This is a genomic window from Pedobacter miscanthi (genome assembly GCF_003315595.1).
Taxonomy (GTDB): domain Bacteria; phylum Bacteroidota; class Bacteroidia; order Sphingobacteriales; family Sphingobacteriaceae; genus Pedobacter; species Pedobacter miscanthi.
Map to the genome: position 1 here is coordinate 13536 of NZ_QNQU01000006.1, position 20821 is coordinate 34356.

The following is a 20821-nucleotide window of genomic DNA, read 5'->3' on the forward strand; positions in this document are numbered from 1 at the left end:
AATTATGGAATTGGGTATAACATTCCTTATTTATTATTATCAATGTTACTTTGATTTTGAAAAGCAGTAATTTTAAACGATAAGACAATGACAAACTATTTGGTATACCTATTTATCATCATAATGGCCAGCAGCGGATAAGACCAATACATTCACTGTTTCACCATTTATTTGATAAACCAAACGATGTTTTTGCGTTATCCTCCTGGAATACAAACCAGAGAGATTATATTTTTTTAGTTCTGGTTTACCAGTGCCAGTGGTGGGATGCTCTATAAGTTCCAATAATAATTTCTGGACCTTTTTATACGCATTTTGATCAGTCTTCTTTAGCCATTTAAGATCCTCTATTGCGGAGGATGTAAACTCCAGACTATACATTATAGATCTTTAAGAAATTCTACTAAAGCATCTTTTCCAGTAACTTTGGTAACTTCTCCATCTTTTGCCTGCAAAAGTGATTTTTCAATCTTTTCGATCATCTCCTTTGAAAAATAGATATCATCATTGGTGATTGGTGTGATCGAATATGCCTTATTTTTCCCTCTCTGAACAATAATCTGTTCCCCACTATCAGCCATGTCCATATATTCGGCTTGTTTTTCCCTGAATTCTCTACTGCTTACTATTAACATAATTCCCAAATTTAATGTACCATAATGGTACAAATATAGAGATTATATATTTGTGCATCAACTTAAGTGTTTATCAATAAGATTATATTTTCGCATTATATTACATAAAACTTAACACCGCAGATATTAATTCCGCAGAAGACTTACGTAGTTATCGGCTGCGTTGCATTTTAGTACTATACTTGGGTTAAACCATCCTCTGGACGTAAACGCATTGGAGTGGAGAAATCTGCCTAGATAGATCTCTCGGCTATGTTACACTCCGCTCGAGATGACATATTATAGAATAAAATCGCCGTTTCGGGAAGGTAGTGATCGTTGTAAGATTGCTTCGCCGGCTGAAAAAGCCTTTTCGCAATGACGACTTTTTTGTTATTAATAACTAAACCCCGGAAATTCGATATTTACAATTTTCCAGCTACCATTACAAAGCGCGAAATAAAGTTTAAAAGGTCCGCTTATAATTTTTAATTGTTTTTGAATAACATCCCGGTAACCTGCAACACCTTCAACGAAACCCATTCCTTTACCATCATCAAACAATTCGAAGTTGACATCGATAATATCATATCTGCCACCAACATACTCATCAGATTGCCCGAAAATGCCTTTTAATCTACCAATAACTACATCTTTACCAATAATTTTATTTCCTGGCAGGATAAAAAAATCATTCAGCTCATTGGTAATAGTCTTAGACTGCTTAAACCATGAGTTTATAAATCTGATAGCACTATTTACAATATCGGCCTGATGGTTAAAAGTAGGTGTTTCCTGCATTTTCTGGGTATCATTTTATTAATTGAGACTGTATCATAAAAATTTTAAACGTGTCACGTTGAGTTTGTCGAAATGCTTTATTATGGCCCTTCGGCAGGCTCAGTATGACAATCCGATATTGATGATACAGTCTCAAAATCCTGGCGAAGTTAACTATTCTTTAGCCTTTCTCTAATTTCGGCGAGAGAATAATCGATCAGTAGCTTTCCATCCCTGAAAACTTCTTTCAATTCGCCTTGTGCTTCTTCTTCCCAGGTACATTGATCTTTCAGTTCGTAATCGCCTTTGGCATTTTTAAAAATCTGCAATAAACCTTTAGCCGATTTTTTGGTGCCATCGTCGGTAATGGGATCTTTAAATATCTCGCGACCAACGCCATCTACCTCACCATAAGTGGCTTTCATGGCAAAACCAAAGGTATCGCGCGTATTGTACTGATAAGTGAAAGAACCAATACCAAAAACCACGTTGGTTGAAGCAAAGCCTTTGGCTTTTAAACGTTCGCAGATCCGTGTAGCCCTTTCGGTAGTGATGCTATCACCGTAAATCGCGCCAATCTGTGGCACCAGTTCTTTAAAACCTTTATCATTGATTTTTCCACCAAAAACATCCCAAAGCAGCTCGATCACTCCTTTTTTCTCATTTTCGTTTTTGCCGTCCGGATTTCCGCAGATGATATCAACCGGATCGCCAGAATCAGGCCTGATTACCACTTTACCCGGCCTGGCGATGATATCATCTTTTAAAACAGGCAGGTATTCGGTTAACACTTTCCATAAATCCCAGGTATCGGAAACGATCGATACAATTCCTTTTGGATAAACTTCGAGGATCAGGCGTTTAAAAGTTTCGAGCTCGCCAGTATTGGTTCCCATGCACATTACCGAGTGTTCTGTAGCGGCTACAGAGCCACCGATCAGCTCTTTATCAGAATCGGCTTTGTAATATTCTTCCAGAAAATCAATTGCAGGGATGGTATCGGTTCCGGTGAAACTCAATAAATGCCCAGCGGCCGAAGTTACCGCAGCTTCTATTCCACCCATACCGCGCATCGAGAAATCGTGTCCCTGCCAATCTACAAACTCGGGCACTGAAGAGGTTTCAGCTGCATATTTATCCAGGATGGTACGATATTGTTTTGCAATGGTAGCCGAATTACATGGCAACCAAACCACTGCCGAAAGCAATGTTTCGAAATAGTTGGTCAGCCAGAAAAACTCTGGTTTGGTATTGTACATGGTGAACATCGGCACACGCAATGGTACTTCTGCCCCTTCGGGGAGTGATTTAAAAACCATGGGTATATAACCCAGATCATGCAAATCGGCAATGTGCTGTGTGCCTACGAGGTTTTCGCCAAGGTAATTATTGATCCTGCGGGCATATTTCCTTAAAATTTCTTCTTTAGGCTGTTTGAAGAAATTCTGGTTAAAATCTTCGATAATGTATTTTTTGATAAAGTACTGCAATCCAAAAAGCACTACATGGTTTACATTTTCGAGCCTGCTTTTTCTGGGCGTCCAGTTAGAATAAACCAGTGTGGTATTTTCAGGGTACTGTCTGCGGTGGTCAACTTTATAACCGTCTGTTAATAATAATGGATTCATAGGATTTATCTTTTAAAAATCGTAAACTGTTGTATTAATATCTTTATTTAAAATCGTTTCTATTATGAGTGGCTCAATTATTTCCCACTTTCCTCCTGCTAAACCACATCCTATCCTTGGCATATGTATGGAAGCATTAATATCTATTGCAAAATCTGCAACCTTTTTTAACGCTTCGTTAACTGCATCATATCTTATTGGTGAATTACCATTTTCATCTTTATTTATTTTATGCTGACCAATTAAATTAGCTATCCATAAATCTTCTTCAACCTGTACAAACTGAACTTCACCAAGATTAAAGTTATTTTTAGATTGATACCAAGCGCGGTATTCACTTTTGGGAGCTTTCCATTTTTTCGAAATGGCTAGTACAAAACCCTTTCCCCATCCACCAATATCGTTACAGATATGAACAATTATTTTATTTCCGGTAGTTGAAGGATTAGTTGCATCACCTTTTTTATATTCAATGTTTTTCATGTTTTAATTTCTTCCTTTTTCGTTGGGATACAGGCTTTGCAAGGTATCGCTCTGCCAAAATTGTTTGGTTTTGATATCCAAACAGCTTAATTTTCCGGTAAATGCAGCACCGGTATCGATATTCCAAACATTGCAGCCCTGCATTGGCACATTAACGTTATAGTAGAGTGTTGGCGTGTGGCCGATGTAAATTTCGTGATAAAGCAATAAACGTTTGGGATAAATAGCCGAATCCTTTTTAATCCGGTTATCCATCGTGAGTGCCATTTCCCATAGGGTTCTGTCCCACGAATAATTGGATGAATAACGCTCTTTTTCCGGTCCGTGCATGGAAGAAAAACCGGCATGGATAAAAAGGTTATTTTGTTCATCTACGTAATAATCTTTCATCCTTTTAAAGAATTTTAAATGTTTTTCCCGTACTTCATCAGATAAGTCTTTATAACTCTCCATGGTTAATTTACCCCCATGTACGAACCAAACATTATCCACGATACCTTTTTCTAACCAATCGATACACCATGCATCGTGATTGCCTTTGATAAAAATGCATTGATGGCTTTCTTCCAGTTTTATCAGGTAATCGATCACCTGTGCAGACTCACTCCACCCGTCAACGTAATCGCCAAGAAAAATCAGTTTATCTTCTGTGGTTACTTCAGCACGCTCGAATAACTGGATCAGACCTTTTAATCCACCATGTATATCGCCTATTACCAATGTTCTTCCCATGTTAAAATTCTATATATTCAGCAGGCACAACATCTGTAAGCCACACGTTGTTGGCTGATAAGTAAAATTTATATCCAGCCTTGTGCATTGCGCCACAGTTAATGGTGAGGATAACCGGTTTGCCACGTCTGCCGCCCACTTTAGTGGCTGTTTCCTGATCAGCACTTAAATGCACATGCTGTCTGCTCATTTTTTGAAGTCCCTGCGTTTTAATGTCTGAAAGGAACTTTTCTACGGTACCGTGATACAGGTATTCCAAAGGTTCGGTTTCATTTAAGTTTAATTCAACCGGAATAGAATGTCCCTGGTTTGCCCTTATCCTGGTTTTATCTTCGTTAAAGGCAAAACGATTTTTGTCGTTATTTTCAACGATGTAATTGAGCAGTTCGAAATCCAATTTTAGCTCATAGAGATCGAATTTGACAATCAGCTCATTCACATCTGCCCAGCCATTTTCATCGAGCTTTAGCTTTATTGTTTCGGGCGAGTGCCTTAAAATATAGCTGAGCAATTTACTGATGCCTTTTGTTATTTTAGAATCCATGAGCATATTCATTTTTGATTTTCAATTTTTTGTTCAATGCTTCATCGCTAAACACGAAAGGTTTTTCTGCAGGTACAGTTAAATTTTCCAGTTGTCTGTTTTGAATAAATTCATATTGTTCTTTTACAAACTGACTGATATCTTCAATTAACAAAATATCATCTTTTGCAAAAGACCTGATAAAATCATCCCTTAATCCGATCTGAATTGCTCTTCTTTCCTGCTTAGCGCCATAAGGATCATGATCCGGATCCCATTGCAGCCTGATATTGGAATTTTCGAGTTCATTTCTCCATTCTTCGTGAGATATGCCTTCGGTTTGATTGAAAGAAGTATAAACCGAATGCGCTAAATAGTTGCGGAATGCTTCAATTTTAAGGTGAATGGCCAAAGTAACTTCCTGACCTTCTTTAGTTCCCCAACCACTTCTGTACATCATCCATAAAAAGTTGGGTTTTATCCAGGTCATTCTACTTAAACTGAACTCACCTCCGAAAAATTGGTTTTTGACTGCAAACTCACCGATTTCTTTTCGGTAAGCCTGATAAACTATTATTTTCTCATCGTCATACTGGGCCATGATATGGCATCCTGATTTTGGCCATTCTAATAGTTGTTCTTTATATTTTTTTAATGTTATTTTCATTTTGTAATACTGTTAATCACTCATCTCACTGGTTAATGCGATTGAGTTTTTCTTCATAGAGCAGGTAATTTTCATCATCGAAACAAACGAAGATTACCTTTTCTATCTTTTCTTTTTCTGCGAAATTATTTATCGTGGTAATGGCAATATCCGCTGCTTTATCTTTTGGGAAATGATAAATCCCTGTGCTAATATTCGGGAAGGCAATAACCTTAACATCATTTTCTATGGCGAGCGTTAAACTGTTACGGTAACAATCGGCAAGCAAAGCATTATTTTTTTTACTTTCTCCATTCCACACCGGTCCAACAGTATGGATTACATATTTTGCAGGTAAATTACCTGCCGTTGTAATAACGGCATTTCCGGTTTTGCATTTCCCTTGCTTATTCCTGATGGCTACGCATGCCTGTAGAATTGCTTTGCCGCCCTTTCTGTGAATGGCTCCATCAACCCCACCACCACCTAATAACGAACTGTTAGCAGCATTAACAATGGCATCGGCTTTAATTGTTGTTATATCGGCTTTGATTACTTCTATAATCATTTTTTGAATTTTTATTTATAAACTGTTCCGAAACAAACTTTCCTAAAAACATCGTCATTTCGAGCGTAGTGCAACGCAGTCGAGGAATCTATCTAAATAGATCTCTCTCCCGAATATTCGGGACTGCGCTTCAGTCGAGATGACAGTCGATTTGTAGAAATCTTATATTACGAGTTTATAGCAATCGTTGTAAGATTGCTTCGTCGTGCCTCCTCGCAATGACGAATTTCCTATTGTTAACGGTACTGAATACTCATTTAGCTTTAACACCTACCAACTTTTTAAGCTTCGAAATTACAGCTGTACTAAGTTGATCTAGCGTTTGATATTGATCAATCCCTTTTCTTTTACAAACGATATCGACATTGCCTTTCCTCCAAAATCCGTCCTCGCAACAAACGATTAACTTACCCGAATCGGCAAATAAACCCAATTCCATCATCGAAATGGGTGATTTTGAATTACCTTCAAGGAATAACAAAATTACATCGGCATTTTCCATTGCATCCAGCTCCCAGTTAACCTGCTCGCTGAACTGTATGTTTTCAATCGACTGCGTCCAGCTATGGTCCCATGATGCCCTGCGTGGGTTGAAAACAATAACATCCTTCAGGTTTTCTTCAACATTCGCCTGATTGATAAATTTTTGCTGCCAATCAGCCGAATTGCCCATATCAATGGTTCCGGCCAGAAATACCGAAACATCGGATGGCGTAATAACCTGCGGAGGAAGTATCGTTTTCATTTTTATGTTATAAAATATCTGCCAATCTGATCTGCGTTACACCATCATGAACAACTTCTTTAATGGAATCTGTTGTAAAAATCTGCTCAAAATATTTACCCAGTTCATCAAAACCTTTGCTAAATATGCCATGACTGATTGCCAGGTATAATTTACCTGCATTTTTGGCTTTAAGTGCTTCGGCGAGACCATTAAATGTACCACCACCGTCACAGATGTCATCTACAATCAGGCAATCAGCACCGGCAAGATCATCGCAATACACTTTAAAACCTGAAAGCTTTCCGGTTTTTACATCCCTGCTTTTTGAACATTCTACAACCGCTGCACCGCCTAAAAATTCGGATACTTTATAAATTTTCTTTAAGGCACCACCGTCAGGAGAAATGAGTTTTACCTCTGTACCGATTTTTGAAATGACCTCTTTTATAAATTGGTGATTTGAAACCGTAACACAGTTATTAAGCAATGCAGGGGTTACTTCGCTATGAGGATCGAATACGGTAACACTTGCCAAAGCCATTGCATTGATGATATCAGCATAAACTTTTACAGATAAAGGTTCACCGGGAACCATCACCCGATCCTGCCTTGCTGAAGGGAAATAAGGAATAAAAAGATTGATTTCTTTTACACCCATTCTTTTCAAAGCATCAACGGTAATGCAGATGAGGCCTAAATCATTAAAAGAATTTATCCTTTGTGTAATGGTTACGGGTTCGGCAGTATTAAAACCATCAGTAATTTTAATATGTGGTTCGCCACCTGCAAACAGAAAAGATTTATGTGTTATGGAGTTTTTTTCGCCTAGCGGAGTGAAACCCGGATCTAAATTTAGCATATATTTGCGTATTATTTACACAAATATAAAAATCATTTTTAGAATCCAAAGAATAATTTGTGTTTATTTTACGCAAACCTAATGTCGAACTGGAAATTTTCCTTTAAAAGCCGGTTATATTTTGTCTTATCAAAGGTAAAAAGCTTACCTGGACGGCCGCTAGCACCAATTTTTACCACTTTATCCGTTTCTGTAACAATTCCAAAACTTAAAATCTTTTTTCTGAAATTTCTCCTGTCGATATCCCTTTCCAAAATAGAACAGTATAAATTTTCGAGGTCGGAGAAAAGAAATTCGTGATCCAGCAGATCGAAACCAATCGGCTGATAGGTGAGTTTACTTTTTAAGCGTTGATGCGCCAGGTTCAGCATCTCATTATGATCATAACCTAACTGCGGCACATCGGCAACGGGAAACCATTTGGCATCTTTGGCATCGGTATCGGCCTTTAATACAAAATTTTTGGGATTTACGAGCGCAAAATAGGCTACAGAGACTACCCTAAACCGTTCGTCACGCTTAATATCATCGCCAAAAGTACCCAGCTGCTCCAGGTAATTAACCGTAATGCCTGCTTCCTCCTTAAGTTCGCGCTCAACTGCTGTTAACAAAGGTTCGTCATCCAAAATAAATCCGCCGGGCAGTACCCATCTATCGGCCAGTTTACCAAAACGCTGCTGAACAGCCAGCACATAAAGTGTTCCTTTTTCGTAGCCAAAAACAATGGCATCAACAGCGATTTTGATATTTTGATTGATCATTCCTTAATTTGTGTAAAAACAACACAAAGTTAATAAATTTCTCAATTTCTATTCAGGTATTAAGATTTGAGCTTAACGGATGCGATTGATATCTATTTATTCGCCAGCGTAACCAAAATAACCCTCCCACCATCTTCTTTTGATAAAAGCAGTTTTTTGCCGTCGGTTAATTCGACCATGGAGTTAACTGGTACCGGTTTATCTTCCGTTTTATCAACCATGGAAGTGAGTGTTTGATTAACGAAAACCCATTTTCCTTCATGAAAAGTAAAATAACCTACAGGAACTTTCTGTTCGGCGGTTAAACGCTCATTCCTGATCACATTCCGGTTAACATGCCACTGAAATAGATATTGATTACTGTAAACCATTAACCTATGATTTTCTGGCCGCCAAACCCCTGGCTGGAATTGGTAATACAGGTCTAAAACCGGCAATGTTCCTTTATGACTCGTGCCACAGAATGGGCATTTCGGAATTGTGGTATTATCGAAAACATACCATTTCTGATCACAGTAGATATTACTGCACTGCTGCATTAAGTCAGTTGTTTTTAACAATGCAATTTCCCATTCTTCGGCTGTTGGGCGCTGCATGGGGTTGTGCAAACCATCTATAAAAGCCTTATCAAACAAAGCTTTGAGGTACGGCCCGGTAATGGTATATGGAATTTTATTTACATCTGCCCAATAGGTATCCCATTTAGAAACCTGGTTCATTTTAGGGCGATTGGATAAATCGGTGGGATGTTCAATAAATAAAGCTTTTTCGCCCATGCTTAACAGATCATCTTTTTCGGTGTCGAGATCGTGCACTTTACCACCTTTTAAAGGGTGCCTGTGCAATAAATACATATAAATTAAGCAGGCCAGTGCGTGTAAATCGGTTAAACGGCTCGGCAGTTTTCTTGCCGGGTCGGTTTTATTAAGGTGCTTGGTAGCCAATACTTCGGGAGCAATAAAATCGGCCGTTCCGATTACTTCTGCCTGAAATAAGCCAGGAACAACCAGACCATCGAGATCAATCATACAGGCCGAACCGCTGGAAGGGTCGATCAACACATTATTATAAGATAAATCGGAGTGTGACAGGCCCATTTGATGCATTTTTTTTACACCACGCGAAAGGTTAACGCCGATCTGGAAATAATTTAACCAGCGGCCGAGTTCCGTTTGATCGAGGCTTAAAGGAAAAAGCTTATTCCTGAATTTAGCACCGGCAAACCATTTGCCATTCTTCTCTTCTCCTTTGATCAGGTCGCTAGATGAATAACCTTTTGCGAAAAAAAATTTCGAACTGTAAATCGGGACGATAATTCCAATTCTGTCTCCGGTTTCGATTAAATCGGTTGGCCAGCGGTATATTTCGTTCAGGTAATAATCGCCAGCCTCTTTTGATTGTATCTGGTTTAAATATTTCGTTACAATCTTAGTTAAACGTTCTTTCTGGTTAAAATCCTGCTTTTCTTTAAAAATAGCCACAACATATTTCCGGTCGGGACTAAAATATACATTCTTAGCCGTTCCGCTTTTGGGGTCGCCATTATCAACATATTGATAGGAACGATCTGTGAGGATGGATTTTACGTTAATTATCGACATGATGCATATTAAAAAATGATGGCCAAAGTTCGATCATCGTGGTTTCCCGGGCTCCAGAAATCCATCCAGGCAGAAAGCTGATTGGCAATTTCCTGATTTGCGGCATCGAAGTTTACTGAAGCACGATCTTCATTATTTCCTTTTAAATCATCAACAAATGTTTTCCAGTTTTCTAGTTTTTCTAAATTGGCTTCTACCACAAATTTGGCGTCGTAAATGCCATCTGTCATGAGCATAAGATAAGAAAAATCATCGGTTAAGGTAAAACCAAATCGCGTTGGAAATTTTTCGCTGCTAAAAATTTCGGGCATGGTGATAAACCTGGTACCGCCGCTAAATTCGCCAACATCAAGCCAGTTCATCAGTTTAATTTCGGTTAAATCTTTGTTCAGCAAACCTATCGGACAATCGCCAACCCCAAAAGTTAGAATGGCGTAGCCGAAATCGAACTTTTTAAACAGGGCGAAAATCAGGGTAGAATGGAAATCTTTTAGGGGCTGTTCTATCCCATCTGCAAATTCTTCGATCTGCTTGTGGGCGTAATAGGCTGCTTTAGAGAGGTTATTGTATACAAAATGGCTGATCTGTTGGTTATCCCCGCCCTGTTGATGGTGATGAAATAAGGTTTTGTCAAAAGATTTCAGATTATCATCGGTAAAATGCTGTTCAAAATATTCGACTACTGCCCGGCAGGCAAGTTTAGATCCCTGCCGGGCTAATTTTGCGCTTCCGGCACCATCAGCCACGCAAACAATGCTCCAGCCGTTAGCCTCAAAATGTTTAAAGGCATAATCATCTTCCCTAAAAGCGCCTATATTGGCATGGCTTCTGCCTCTTTTGGAGGAAACAACAATGTGTTTATCGCCCAGCTGCCGGAAATCCTCCACCTGGTCTGCTTTCCAATAATTTTCTTCTTTCCAGGCTGCGTCTTTCTGATCATCGCTGGCAATATTTTTCCAGAGCGATTTCGGATTGGCATTAATCAGCAGCGAAAGTATTTTTGTATGTAAAGCTGAATTTTCGTCTTCACCCAAAACCTTAAAATTCATCTTCACCTTAAAATCGCCGCTCTGTTTCGGGGTTCCTTCTATGCGTTTAAATTCAGGGTTAAAACTAAGCCCATATTGATCCAAACCCTCAAATTCGACAAAACTAATCTCCTGAAATTCCGACTGGTTAAAATCCAATGTCGCCTGGTATGGTTTTGCAACCGTAGCATTCGGAATAACCATCTGTTTTGCCAGAACATCGTCAATCCTGACCTTTAACTCCCAATTCTCCATTATAATTTTATGTTTTTCCATGATGAGTTTAACCGCCTCAACATTAAATGTTTCACTTGTAAACTGTTCAAAGAGTTTTTGTCTGTTTGCCGGTAACTGAATATTTAGCCGTTTAAACAGGTTTTCGATATATATTCTGGTTTCAACCATGGCTAACCCTGGGCCCTTCCAACATCAAAACCACCTTCGCCATAGCCATAACTGCCTGTAGTACCGCACCAGGGGCAGGTACTCATGCTTTCGTTGCCGATACAGTGTATTTTCTGGCATTGACACATGGCCAGGCCAAACTGGTTACCACAACATGGACATGATGGTGCCCCGATCAATTCTTCGGTATTTACTTTTTGCTGTATACCGTTTTCTTCGCACAGCTCATAATAAGACTGATCTACCTGAAAACCGCCCACCAGACGGTAAGCCTGTGTTTGCAGATTTAAGCCATCAAAACCTGATTCGTTAATTACTTTGCGGTATTTCATCAGGTATGGCCGCTTTGTATTCTGGCATTTGGCCGATAACACCACATAATTATTATCAATATACTGTTTGGTAGCAGGCGCTTTGGAAATATCGATTTTAGAAAGGGTATCGCCATCCAGTTTTGCGAGTTCGAAACCCGACTCGTTATTTTCTACACTGATGCTGCTGGTTTTAATAGAATCTGTTACCCATTTAAAAAACTTATTATAATCATCAGTGGTTGCATTCTTAAAATGGAGCACATTTTCGGTAAGTTCTGCTAAAATGCGGGTATCGGCGCTGTCGCCAAAAGAAATGGCCACCATATTTGCGGTGCGCTGCCAATTCTGTTTCCATTCGGCAATGGCATTCTGGGTATCATCGGTAGGTACACCATCGGTAAACAGAAATACAATCGGTTTCCAATCGCCTTTTTGCTCCATGGTGGTTTTAATAATGTCCTTTCTCATCTGGAACATTAAATGCCCCAAACCCTTACTTAAAGATGTTCCGCCACCAATCGGAAATTTTGGCGGATAAAAGCTAACCACTTCCTGCAAAGGAACCAGTGTTTTTGCTTGTCCGGCAAAAACAATAATCGAAATCCAGACGGTTTCTATGGCATAAGGATCGGTTTTAATGGCCTTAATAATGGTTGCCATGCCTTCTTCTACCTGCTGGATCTGATCTCCAACCATCGATTCGGAAATATCTATTAAAAAGTAAATGGGTAATCTTCTCATGTGATAAATAAATTGAAATATCTGGGTTGCGGATTTTATTTTGACTTATAATTAGCGGAATTACCTGAATATAACCTTACGGATTTCTTTTGCAACTGTGCCATAACCATCCTTAATCCGCTGATTATAATTGGTACAGCCGTAAATCACTACATTATCTGTCCCTTCTAAATGGTTAATCGAAAAATAGGTATTTACCCTATTGGCAAATGATACCGTTTCGTTGTTTTTACTCTTTTTATCAAAAATATCGATAAACTGCACGTTTAAATAAAGACAATCGCCCTGCAAATCTGACGCAAGAAGCTTAAAATCGCTGTTTTGGCTGTTTCTCAGATCTAATTGAGCCTGGTAAATGTTAAAATTAGGCTGTTTGAAGGTTTCATAACAGATTAAAATCCCATCAAGGGTTGTTTCTTGGAATATTCCAGCAACGGTATCTGTTGCGTATGAGGTATAACTGCTTTCGTTATCGTTTTTAGGTAAATTTTTAATAATGAAACTGATTATTGAGATGATAATGCTGATTACGGTAAAAATGCCCATTTGGAGAGGTTAATATATTTTAGTTTGATTAAGTTTTTAGTAACATTAAATTGTGGCGAGGTATAGTTGGCTGCCAATATTTTTATGTATCTGCTGCATCCTGTCATTACTGGCTTTGCAGCCGTAAATAATCACATTATTATTGGCCTGCAGGTAATTGATGGAAAAATAGGTAATCATTTTATTCCTGGCCTCCTTGGTTTCGCCCAGTTTATTTGTACGGTCGAAGACGTCCAGATAATATACAATCAGGTATAAACAATATTCACATTTTAAAGCTTTCATTATGATAAAATCATCCTGATTCAATGCTTTCAGCTTTGTTATTGTATGTTCGAAGCCAAAGTTTAAATTTTTATGGCTCTCATAACAATGAACGACATTGTCTAAAGCACCATCTAAAAACGGATTGGCATCTATGGGTGGCAACCTTGTCCCATGATTTTCGGGAAGCATGTAATTGACAACTTTAACAGTCGTATCCAATCCCTGTACAATGTTAAATAACAAACCTATCATACAATCAACGTAATTTCGCTTGGCGGCGGTGGCAAGGTTACACTTTCTCCCGTTCCCTGACTTTTGTTTCCCTGTTCGATGGTTTCAGAAACCCATTTAAAAAATTGCCTCAACGTAGCGCTATCGGCCGTATCTAAATGTACCACATCGGGTGTAAGTTCTTTCAAAAGCGAATCGTTTGCCAGGTGCCCGGCAGCACAGCAAACAATTGCCCCAAAATTTAGCGATTTAATTTTAGGTAACATTTCGCGGTACAGTTGAAGATCGCTGGGCTTACCATCGGTAAAAAGAAACAAAAGCGGTTTCCAGTCGCCCTTTTGCGTAGCACTGCCCACAATTACATCGAGTTTTACTTTTTCGTACAACATTTCGAGCGCCTGGCCGGTATGTGTTGGCCCGCTTTGCGGGCAGTTAATTTCGGGCAGCTGAAAAGAGGGAAGTTCGGTTAGGGGTACAATTTCCTTAACCTCCCGATCGAAAGTAATCATGCTGATCCATAGCGAATCCAGCGCCTGCGCATCGGTCCTTAATGTATTTACCATACCGCTCAGGGCATTATTTAAGGCCTCAATGGGTTCGCCATACATCGAACCTGAAGTATCGATCAAAAAATAAACAGGTAATCTTCTCATATACTTTAAATAACAATATTTAATTCGGGCGGAGGTGGTGGCAGCTCTTTAAAGCCCTGTATTTCTTTCCCGCCATCTTCTACCCTTGTAGAGCTTACACCAATAGATGCAGTTACCCACTGAAAAAACTTGCCTATGCTTGCTGAATCGGCGGTATCTAAACTTACCACGTTTTCGGTTATCTGTTTTAAAACAGCAGTATCTGCTCCGGTTCCTGCGGCACAGGCTACGGTATATGCGGTTTTACGCTGTTTAAAGTCGTTTAAACCCGGTAACCAATCGTCTGTCGGTATTCCATCTGTCATGATAAAAACCAAAGGTTTCCAGTCACCTTTTTGTTCAGCGGTAGTTTTTGCAACCTCGTGATCAATCCGGTTAGCCGTTAATTTTAAAGCTTCGCCCAAAGCGGTAGTGCCGCTTGCCCTTAAATCAACCATCTGAAAAGAGGCCAGATCGGTAAGCGGGATAACCTGCTGCGCGGAGCTATCAAATGTAATGATGCTGATAAAAGCAGTTTCTATCGCTTGCGGATTCTGCCTCAAAGCGCTGATCATTACCTGAACACCATTTTTTACAGCTTCAATGGGTTCCCCACTCATAGAACCCGATGTATCCAACAAAAGATATACTGGAAGTCTTCTCATATGCTTAAATTATTGCGGAACAGAATATGTATCTGCTGTTTCCCGGTTAGGTGATTGTACGTGCCCTGGTATGTTATAGCTATTACCTGCACCATAAGTAGGATCGTTTTGGTTAATGTGGGCTAAAATTTCGTAAGTGTAATCTTTGCCACCACCCAAAATACTTGCAATATTACCAATGGTATAAATCGGACCCCATGGAATTCCCCACCAGCCCAGGAAAAAACTGATGGCCAGATAACCCAAACCCGGTGTAATGCGGCTTTGCCCGGGAGGGATAAAATAAAAGTCAGACGGCCGGTTAAACGTCAGGATTATAACTGAGATACAATATTTATACATCACAAATTTACCACCCTGATCAACCAGATCCCTGATTTCGTCGCCGGTTAAGCCTTCGATATTTTTAATAGCCATTACAGATAAGATTTTAAAATTAAGTGGATAGTTTGCCCTAAAAATGAATCGGGTGTAGGATCGCCAATGGCATCAAATTTCCATTCGTTGTTGCGTTTATAAAGTTTGCCCATAATGAGCGCTTTTTTGCCGGCATAACCCGATTCGGCAGATACGTTATAAGAAGCAAAAACCTCTTTTACCTGTGTAGGTGTTCCTTCATACATCCTGATTTTTGAATACGGAATCTGAGAGAAATCCTCTTTGCCCACATTATTCAGGAAGAAGAATATTTTGGCCACTTTGGGGTCGATTTTTGATAAATCGACCGTGATAATTTCGTTATCCAAACCATCATCGCCCCCCGAATCACCCTCCAAATCATCACCGGTATGCCTTAAAGCGCCATCTAAAGAAACCAGTTTACCTTTTGGCAAACCAAACTGCTGCAAAAAATCAATTCTATAAAGTGGCGAATAAATATGATCGCATAGGTTATTGTTATCATCAATGAGGATACAGCTAAGATCAAGATCTACACTTTGTTTCTTGGTAGTTAGGCCTAAAAATCCCTTCGTTTCAATCGCTCCCCAGTTTACCCCTACACAAAAGCTGGTTAAAGTGGCCCCGCTTTCTTTCCTCAGGTCTATTTTTTGGCCCTTTGATAAATTAATTGCCATAATTAAATGTGGTTTAGTTGTATTTATTTAAGAAAAACTCCAATCCATCCTTCATTCCAATCCCTACAGCTTCAAATTTCCATTCGTTGTTACGTTTGTAAATCCTTCCAAACTCAACAGCAGTTTCTATCGAGAAATCTTCTTCCAGCTCATATTTAAGCACCTCGTTGTTGGCGCCATCCAATACCCTGATGTAAGAATTGCGGATCTGCCCAAAATTTTGTCTCCTGTTCTCTGCATCATGCACGGTAACTATCACACAGATTTCGGCAGCAGCCGGGCCGATTTTAGAAAGGTCTACTTTAATCTGTTCGTCATCGCCGGCACCATCACCGGTGAGGTTATCGCCTGAATGTTGTACGGCACCATCAGGTGTTTTCAAATTATTATAAAAAACGAAATGCGAATCAGAAAGTAATTTTTTATTATCGCCCAATACAAAAACAGAAGTATCTAAATCAAACGCGGAGCCTGTTGATGCACTGTTGGTATCCCATCCAAGTCCGATGGTAAATTGAGGGGCATTAATTGCTTCCCGTTGTCCTTTTTGCAGGTTAATTGCCATATCTGGTTAATTTGCTGTTCAACGTTCACTGAACAGTGGTTCATTTATTTTATGTATTGATATATTTCTTTAAAATTTCGAGGAAATTATCGGTTTGATGTGGTTCTCCGATGGCCCTGAATTTCCATCCACCATCTTTACGGTAAGCTTCGGCAAAAACCATGGTACACATTCCGTTTAACGATGCATCCCCCGAAAGGCTGTACCTGGTAATTTCTTTTCCATGCGCATCAACGGCCCTGATAAAAGCATTTTCGACCATGCTAAAATGCTGGTTATTCTGCCGCCCCTGGTAAATGGATACTACAAAAACTATTTTCTGGTAAATGGGATCCAGTGCATCGAGTTTTACAATAATCTGTTCATCGTCACCATCGCCGGCACCGGTTCTGTTATCGCCTGTTAGCCAGATATTCCCTGATGGATGCCGCATGGAATTAAAGAAAATCACATCGCCTTCGAATAATCCAACCTGACGGCCATTCTGATTAACCGTTCTGCCCAAATTGAGTACTTTATCGTTGGCACCCAATAAAAAAGCAATCGCATCCAGGTCGAATTCTTCTTCTTTTGGAGCGAATAATTTACCCAGGAAACCGGTATTTTTCTGACGCACATCCCAACCCAAACCCATGGTCACTTTCGACAGGTCGAAAGTTTCACCTTTATCATTTTTACGGAGATCAATGGTTTGACCTTTTACCAAATTTATTGCCATAACGTGTTTAAACTGCTATTTAATAATCTGACCTTTAAAATATTTGGAAAGGAAAAACGACAGGTCTTCGCGATAACCAATGCCAGATGCCTCAAACTTCCATTTACCTTCCCGTTTGTATAAACGGCCAAATTCTACACCGGTTTCGATAGAAAAATCCTCGCCCAATTCATATTTTGCAACCTCCTGACCGTTACTGTCATCAACAACACGGATATAGGAATTCCTTACCTGACCATAATTCTGTTTACGGCTTATGGCCTCATGAATGGTAACCACAAATAATATTTCCTGGATCTGGGGATCAACTTTTGATAAATCAACCTGGATACTTTCATCATCACCGTCGGCACTGTTCCCTCCTGTCGGATCGTCGCCGGTATGGTGCAAAGCCTGATCGGGAGAATCGGTATTGCCATAGAAAACAAAATATTCTTCTTCGGGGATCAGCCTGCTCGAGTTGATCATAAATGCGGAAGCATCAAGATCAAAATCGTAGCCGGTACCCTCATTCGGATCCCAACCCAGGCCTAAAGTGATTTTTGATAATCCGATATCAATTTTTTGTCCTTTTTGTAGATTAATAGCCATTATTAAAAAATTTTTAAAATATTATATGTGTAAATGAGATGTAGATCATCAATATCGCGGTTTTACGCAATAAGGATCGGAAGAAAAGAACAAACTACCTTTAACAGCAATTGTATCGTTTCAATAATAGGGATATGGAATGGTTACAGCGATTGGATTGAGCGTTAATTTTTTTTATATCCTGTAACCCTGTTTATCGGTTTAAATGTTTATAAACAAATATATTAGTTTGAATGCTAATTCCAAATGCGGATTTAAAAAAATGCCAGATCCTTTTGAGAATCTGGCAGAGATGTGGTGCCGGATATTACTATCTGACAAAATAGAAATAATGTTTACCAATTTAATCAGATCAGCCTTTAGTTATCGTTTAAATTTTTGAATCAGTGAGATGGTAACATCTGACTGCACATTTAGCAATTTATCTGAACTTTTTCATCGCGGTCCAGAGTTTTTCATCCATTCCGTAAACATCGGGCCGGTATTCGATCTTATCGTTTTGAGACCAGGCCGTGATATATGTGATGATTAATGGCACTGCTTTTTTGGGCGCAAACCATGCCGGTTTTAACTGAAAAGCCTTGGTGGTATCGGCCTTTTGGGCCAAACGTTTTTTATACCATTTTACATGGGTACTATCAACAGGGGGCAAATCTACTTCGGCCCTCAGTTTATCATAAGTATAAGTATCTTTTACCAAAAGCTCGGCAAACTCCAAAGGCTTTTCGATGCGCACACAACCATGGCTGATGGCCCGGTTGCTGAGGTTAAATCCGTTTTTATTATTGGTATCATGAAGGTAAATACTCGAGCTGTTATCGAAGATAAATTTAAACTTGCCCAAGGCATTTCCACCGCCCGATCCCTGCTTAAATTTGAAGGGCAATTTATCCCTCGAATATTTGTTCCAATTGATGGTATCAGGTTCGCCAATCAGCTTATCTTTGTAGTACACTTTGATGTTACTATTCGATAAATAAAAAGGATCTTTCCGGGCCATCCAATAGATCTCACTTTGCGCAATACTTACCGGAATATTCCATATCGGATTAGCCTGAATGGAATTGATTTTACTGAACAATAAAGGCGTCTCATGGTTCTTCGGTTTATCATCTAAATTACCTGATTTTGCAAAGGCTTTTAGCTTGTCTTCATAACCATTTTCGCGCTTGCCACCCACACATACTTTCATCGAAATTACCGTATCGGTTTTGTCCAGCCAGGTCAACCTAAAATCAGGAATATTTACCTGCACATAATTGTCGCCGGTCTCCGGCATTTTCCATCGGAAACGTTCCATGTTCAACAGTAAAATCCGCTTCTCACTTTCCGCATCTGTATTTAAATAGGCCGACTGCAAAGCTTTGTACTGCGCCGATTTCGGCTGAACAGATCTCAATGTATCGAGCAGGTTTTTGCTATCTAAAAGACGCTGCATTCCGGCACTATCCGGACGCCTTACTTTAATGTAATAACGGGAGAAAATACTACGTGGATTGACCACTCCATATTTAAGGTAATTGTTATAATTTAAATAAGCATTGGCCGATAATAATTCGAGTTTGGCAATTACCGGATAACTCTCTTCAACCTTTTTAAATTTATTGGCGGTTAATGCTGCAAGGAGTTCTTTAATCTCATCTCCCTTAAAAATCTTTGGATTAAAACCATGTACCTTACTTTGATTTAGATAACTCACCAGCGAATCCAACTCCCCATTGATATAAAATTGTGTAACCAATTTTGGCTGCGTATAATTATTGGCGTAAAAAGCTTTAATGGTTTTAGGATTAACAAATTTAACAGAAAGACTGTCCATAGTCTTCACAAAAACGCTATCATAAGCTACAGTATCGAAATCTTTATAAATTTTGTTATTAAAATGCTCAGCTAATACTTTTCCGATCTCGGGGGGGCTTTTAAACCATCCACAGGCAGAAATGAACAAGATAAAGGGTAAAATCAGAAAGCGAAACTTTTTCAAAATGTTAAATTTTAATACAAAATAAAGGTTATTGGCAATAAAAACAGCATAATGGCAAATTAAGTGCCATTATTTTTTGTTTTACGGTTTCAAACACTATATTTGCCAGCGCTTATCAGCTAACGTATTGATACTGGCAGAAATAATTTATGAATTTAACTTTGAACCATCACTTACATTTGCACCATCGCCGATAGGCGATAAGATATGTTTGTTTTGTACTTCAAGACTTTTTTCCGTAAAATAATTTCCTGTTCACTCTATATTCAATACATTGAAAACACTTAAAATCGCTATCCAGAAATCGGGTAGGTTAAACGAAAAATCTGTAGAAATACTTAAAAATTGTGGTTTATCTTTCGAAAACTACAAAAGCTCCCTAATCTCGACCGTTACTAATTTCCCTTTGGAAATCCTTTTTCTACGTGATGATGATATCCCTGAATACGTACAGGATGGCATTGCCGACCTGGGTATAGTTGGCGAAAATGTGATTGTGGAAACGAAAGCTGAAGTAGATTATCTACAGAAACTAGGCTTCGGAAAATGCACTTTAAAAATTGCTGTTCAGGCCACCAGTGGCATCCAGAATTTGGAAGAATTAAATGGTAAAGCCATTGCTACTTCTTACCCCGTAATCCTCGAAAAATTCTTACAGGAAAAAGGGATCAAATCTGATATCAGAACCATTTCCGGATCGGTTGAAATTGGCCCTGGTTTAGGATTGAGCGATGCCATTTTTGATATCGTTTCTACCGGCGGAACATTAAAAAGCAACGGGCTAAAACCTTTCGCCGATGTAATGCAATCAGAAGCAGTTTTAATCGGCAACAAATCAATCGCCGACAATCCGGAAGTTGCCGAACTGTTGCAGCGCATCCGCTCCGTACTCAGTGCAAAATCGAATAAATATGTGGTGCTGAATGTTTCAAAAGATAACCTTCAAAAAGTAGTAGATTTACTTCCCGGTGTTAAAAGTCCCACTGTGGTTCCGCTCTTCGAACCAAACTGGGTAGCCGTTCATTCGGTAATTGCTGAAGAGGATTTCTGGGACAAAATAAACAGTCTGAAAGCCGCAGGCGCAGAAGGTATCCTGGTAATGCCTATCGAAAAAATAATCAGGTAAAATTATTTAA

At 39.2% G+C, this 20821-nt stretch carries 26 protein-coding genes; 1 reads left to right on the plus strand and 25 read right to left on the minus strand.

The features are described from left to right. Window positions 1-108: 108 nt before the first annotated feature. The 25 genes from DRW42_RS08130 to DRW42_RS08250 all read right to left on the minus strand — a co-directional run bounded on the left by DRW42_RS08130 (window position 109) and on the right by DRW42_RS08250 (window position 19685). Window positions 109-381: a Txe/YoeB family addiction module toxin gene (locus DRW42_RS08130; RefSeq protein ID WP_208643529.1), complete on the minus strand. Its 273-nt coding sequence runs from the start codon at window positions 379-381 to the stop codon at window positions 109-111. Further along, the gene (locus DRW42_RS08135; protein WP_113948339.1) at window positions 381-635 is read right to left on the minus strand and encodes a prevent-host-death protein; all 255 of its coding nucleotides are present in this window, start codon (window positions 633-635) and stop codon (window positions 381-383) included. Before DRW42_RS08135 ends, DRW42_RS08130 begins: the two co-directional genes overlap by 1 nt. Window positions 636-1010: 375 nt before the next feature. Continuing rightward, entirely contained in the window at window positions 1011-1415 is a 405-nt protein-coding gene (locus DRW42_RS08140; RefSeq protein WP_113948340.1) for a hypothetical protein, read from the minus strand. A gap of 149 nt (window positions 1416-1564) precedes the next feature. After that, the gene (locus DRW42_RS08145; protein WP_113948341.1) at window positions 1565-3022 is read right to left on the minus strand and encodes a nicotinate phosphoribosyltransferase; all 1458 of its coding nucleotides are present in this window, start codon (window positions 3020-3022) and stop codon (window positions 1565-1567) included. Window positions 3023-3034: 12 nt separating this feature from the next. Then, window positions 3035-3505, minus strand: coding sequence for a macro domain-containing protein (locus DRW42_RS08150; RefSeq protein WP_113948342.1), 471 nt, complete (start codon window positions 3503-3505; stop codon window positions 3035-3037). Window positions 3506-3508: 3 nt separating this feature from the next. Then, complete coding sequence (locus DRW42_RS08155) at window positions 3509-4237, minus strand: metallophosphoesterase family protein (protein ID WP_113948343.1); 729 nt, start codon at window positions 4235-4237, stop codon at window positions 3509-3511. A gap of 1 nt (window position 4238) precedes the next feature. Continuing rightward, window positions 4239-4781: an RNA 2'-phosphotransferase gene (locus DRW42_RS08160; RefSeq protein ID WP_113948555.1), complete on the minus strand. Its 543-nt coding sequence runs from the start codon at window positions 4779-4781 to the stop codon at window positions 4239-4241. Beyond that, window positions 4771-5427, minus strand: coding sequence for a DUF4291 domain-containing protein (locus DRW42_RS08165; protein WP_113948344.1), 657 nt, complete (start codon window positions 5425-5427; stop codon window positions 4771-4773). The genes DRW42_RS08160 and DRW42_RS08165 overlap by 11 nt, the downstream gene beginning before the upstream one ends. Before the next feature lie 25 nt (window positions 5428-5452). After that, window positions 5453-5974 (minus strand): O-acetyl-ADP-ribose deacetylase, encoded by a 522-nt coding sequence (locus DRW42_RS08170; RefSeq protein ID WP_113948345.1) that lies wholly within the window; start codon window positions 5972-5974, stop codon window positions 5453-5455. Between the two features lie 253 nt (window positions 5975-6227). Next, entirely contained in the window at window positions 6228-6719 is a 492-nt protein-coding gene (locus DRW42_RS08175; protein WP_113948346.1) for a nucleoside 2-deoxyribosyltransferase domain-containing protein, read from the minus strand. A 7-nt stretch (window positions 6720-6726) separates the two neighbouring features. After that, window positions 6727-7560, minus strand: coding sequence for a ribose-phosphate diphosphokinase (gene prs / locus DRW42_RS08180; RefSeq protein WP_113948347.1), 834 nt, complete (start codon window positions 7558-7560; stop codon window positions 6727-6729). A gap of 68 nt (window positions 7561-7628) precedes the next feature. Continuing rightward, on the minus strand, window positions 7629-8321 hold the full coding sequence (locus tag DRW42_RS08185) for an NUDIX hydrolase (protein WP_113948348.1): 693 nt from the start codon (window positions 8319-8321) through the stop codon (window positions 7629-7631). A 92-nt stretch (window positions 8322-8413) separates the two neighbouring features. Continuing rightward, window positions 8414-9922, minus strand: coding sequence for a helix-hairpin-helix domain-containing protein (locus tag DRW42_RS08190; RefSeq protein WP_113948349.1), 1509 nt, complete (start codon window positions 9920-9922; stop codon window positions 8414-8416). An 8-nt stretch (window positions 9923-9930) separates the two neighbouring features. Next, on the minus strand, window positions 9931-11355 hold the full coding sequence (locus DRW42_RS08195) for a PP2C family serine/threonine-protein phosphatase (protein WP_113948350.1): 1425 nt from the start codon (window positions 11353-11355) through the stop codon (window positions 9931-9933). A 2-nt stretch (window positions 11356-11357) separates the two neighbouring features. After that, on the minus strand, window positions 11358-12410 hold the full coding sequence (locus tag DRW42_RS08200) for a TerY-C metal binding domain-containing protein (protein WP_113948351.1): 1053 nt from the start codon (window positions 12408-12410) through the stop codon (window positions 11358-11360). A 60-nt stretch (window positions 12411-12470) separates the two neighbouring features. Continuing rightward, complete coding sequence (locus DRW42_RS08205; RefSeq protein ID WP_113948352.1) at window positions 12471-12956, minus strand: hypothetical protein; 486 nt, start codon at window positions 12954-12956, stop codon at window positions 12471-12473. A 45-nt stretch (window positions 12957-13001) separates the two neighbouring features. Further along, the gene (locus tag DRW42_RS08210; protein WP_113948353.1) at window positions 13002-13475 is read right to left on the minus strand and encodes a hypothetical protein; all 474 of its coding nucleotides are present in this window, start codon (window positions 13473-13475) and stop codon (window positions 13002-13004) included. Further along, complete coding sequence (locus DRW42_RS08215) at window positions 13472-14107, minus strand: vWA domain-containing protein (RefSeq protein ID WP_113948354.1); 636 nt, start codon at window positions 14105-14107, stop codon at window positions 13472-13474. Before DRW42_RS08215 ends, DRW42_RS08210 begins: the two co-directional genes overlap by 4 nt. A gap of 5 nt (window positions 14108-14112) precedes the next feature. After that, on the minus strand, window positions 14113-14751 hold the full coding sequence (locus DRW42_RS08220) for a vWA domain-containing protein (RefSeq protein ID WP_113948355.1): 639 nt from the start codon (window positions 14749-14751) through the stop codon (window positions 14113-14115). Between the two features lie 9 nt (window positions 14752-14760). Then, window positions 14761-15168, minus strand: a complete 408-nt coding sequence (locus tag DRW42_RS08225; RefSeq protein WP_113948356.1) for a hypothetical protein — start codon at window positions 15166-15168, stop codon at window positions 14761-14763. Beyond that, window positions 15168-15827, minus strand: a complete 660-nt coding sequence (locus DRW42_RS08230) for a TerD family protein (RefSeq protein WP_113948357.1) — start codon at window positions 15825-15827, stop codon at window positions 15168-15170. Before DRW42_RS08230 ends, DRW42_RS08225 begins: the two co-directional genes overlap by 1 nt. A gap of 13 nt (window positions 15828-15840) precedes the next feature. Beyond that, a complete protein-coding gene (locus DRW42_RS08235; RefSeq protein ID WP_113948358.1) occupies window positions 15841-16392 on the minus strand; it encodes a TerD family protein in 552 nt (183 codons plus the stop codon). A gap of 49 nt (window positions 16393-16441) precedes the next feature. After that, the gene (locus DRW42_RS08240; protein ID WP_113948359.1) at window positions 16442-17110 is read right to left on the minus strand and encodes a TerD family protein; all 669 of its coding nucleotides are present in this window, start codon (window positions 17108-17110) and stop codon (window positions 16442-16444) included. 15 nt (window positions 17111-17125) lie between these two features. Continuing rightward, the gene (locus DRW42_RS08245) at window positions 17126-17701 is read right to left on the minus strand and encodes a TerD family protein (RefSeq protein ID WP_113948360.1); all 576 of its coding nucleotides are present in this window, start codon (window positions 17699-17701) and stop codon (window positions 17126-17128) included. 421 nt (window positions 17702-18122) lie between these two features. After that, complete coding sequence (locus DRW42_RS08250; protein WP_113948361.1) at window positions 18123-19685, minus strand: L,D-transpeptidase family protein; 1563 nt, start codon at window positions 19683-19685, stop codon at window positions 18123-18125. Between the two features lie 274 nt (window positions 19686-19959). Here DRW42_RS08250 and hisG point away from each other — a divergent pair, with 274 nt between their 5' ends. Next, complete coding sequence (gene hisG, locus DRW42_RS08255) at window positions 19960-20811, plus strand: ATP phosphoribosyltransferase (RefSeq protein ID WP_113948362.1); 852 nt, start codon at window positions 19960-19962, stop codon at window positions 20809-20811. The last annotated feature ends 10 nt before the right edge of the window (window positions 20812-20821 follow it).

What these genes read in the sequence shown, in the direction of transcription:
- DRW42_RS08195 (WP_113948350.1), bottom strand. Translation starts at nt 11,355, where the DNA reads ATGGTTGAAACCAGAATATATATCGAAAACCTGTTTAAACGGCTAAAT.
- DRW42_RS08185 (WP_113948348.1), bottom strand. Translation starts at nt 8,321, where the DNA reads ATGATCAATCAAAATATCAAAATCGCTGTTGATGCCATTGTTTTTGGC.
- DRW42_RS08160 (WP_113948555.1), bottom strand. Translation starts at nt 4,781, where the DNA reads ATGGATTCTAAAATAACAAAAGGCATCAGTAAATTGCTCAGCTATATT.
- DRW42_RS08225 (WP_113948356.1), bottom strand. Translation starts at nt 15,168, where the DNA reads ATGGCTATTAAAAATATCGAAGGCTTAACCGGCGACGAAATCAGGGAT.
- DRW42_RS08135 (WP_113948339.1), bottom strand. Translation starts at nt 635, where the DNA reads ATGTTAATAGTAAGCAGTAGAGAATTCAGGGAAAAACAAGCCGAATAT.
- DRW42_RS08220 (WP_113948355.1), bottom strand. Translation starts at nt 14,751, where the DNA reads ATGAGAAGACTTCCAGTATATCTTTTGTTGGATACATCGGGTTCTATG.
- DRW42_RS08130 (WP_208643529.1), bottom strand. Translation starts at nt 381, where the DNA reads ATGTATAGTCTGGAGTTTACATCCTCCGCAATAGAGGATCTTAAATGG.
- DRW42_RS08210 (WP_113948353.1), bottom strand. Translation starts at nt 13,475, where the DNA reads ATGATAGGTTTGTTATTTAACATTGTACAGGGATTGGATACGACTGTT.
- DRW42_RS08175 (WP_113948346.1), bottom strand. Translation starts at nt 6,719, where the DNA reads ATGAAAACGATACTTCCTCCGCAGGTTATTACGCCATCCGATGTTTCG.
- DRW42_RS08145 (WP_113948341.1), bottom strand. Translation starts at nt 3,022, where the DNA reads ATGAATCCATTATTATTAACAGACGGTTATAAAGTTGACCACCGCAGA.
- DRW42_RS08230 (WP_113948357.1), bottom strand. Translation starts at nt 15,827, where the DNA reads ATGGCAATTAATTTATCAAAGGGCCAAAAAATAGACCTGAGGAAAGAA.
- DRW42_RS08170 (WP_113948345.1), bottom strand. Translation starts at nt 5,974, where the DNA reads ATGATTATAGAAGTAATCAAAGCCGATATAACAACAATTAAAGCCGAT.
- DRW42_RS08155 (WP_113948343.1), bottom strand. Translation starts at nt 4,237, where the DNA reads ATGGGAAGAACATTGGTAATAGGCGATATACATGGTGGATTAAAAGGT.
- DRW42_RS08165 (WP_113948344.1), bottom strand. Translation starts at nt 5,427, where the DNA reads ATGAAAATAACATTAAAAAAATATAAAGAACAACTATTAGAATGGCCA.
- prs (WP_113948347.1), bottom strand. Translation starts at nt 7,560, where the DNA reads ATGCTAAATTTAGATCCGGGTTTCACTCCGCTAGGCGAAAAAAACTCC.
- DRW42_RS08235 (WP_113948358.1), bottom strand. Translation starts at nt 16,392, where the DNA reads ATGGCAATTAACCTGCAAAAAGGACAACGGGAAGCAATTAATGCCCCT.
- DRW42_RS08200 (WP_113948351.1), bottom strand. Translation starts at nt 12,410, where the DNA reads ATGAGAAGATTACCCATTTACTTTTTAATAGATATTTCCGAATCGATG.
- DRW42_RS08140 (WP_113948340.1), bottom strand. Translation starts at nt 1,415, where the DNA reads ATGCAGGAAACACCTACTTTTAACCATCAGGCCGATATTGTAAATAGT.
- DRW42_RS08215 (WP_113948354.1), bottom strand. Translation starts at nt 14,107, where the DNA reads ATGAGAAGATTACCTGTTTATTTTTTGATCGATACTTCAGGTTCGATG.
- DRW42_RS08240 (WP_113948359.1), bottom strand. Translation starts at nt 17,110, where the DNA reads ATGGCAATAAATTTGGTAAAAGGTCAAACCATTGATCTCCGTAAAAAT.
- DRW42_RS08190 (WP_113948349.1), bottom strand. Translation starts at nt 9,922, where the DNA reads ATGTCGATAATTAACGTAAAATCCATCCTCACAGATCGTTCCTATCAA.
- DRW42_RS08245 (WP_113948360.1), bottom strand. Translation starts at nt 17,701, where the DNA reads ATGGCTATTAATCTACAAAAAGGACAAAAAATTGATATCGGATTATCA.
- DRW42_RS08150 (WP_113948342.1), bottom strand. Translation starts at nt 3,505, where the DNA reads ATGAAAAACATTGAATATAAAAAAGGTGATGCAACTAATCCTTCAACT.
- DRW42_RS08205 (WP_113948352.1), bottom strand. Translation starts at nt 12,956, where the DNA reads ATGGGCATTTTTACCGTAATCAGCATTATCATCTCAATAATCAGTTTC.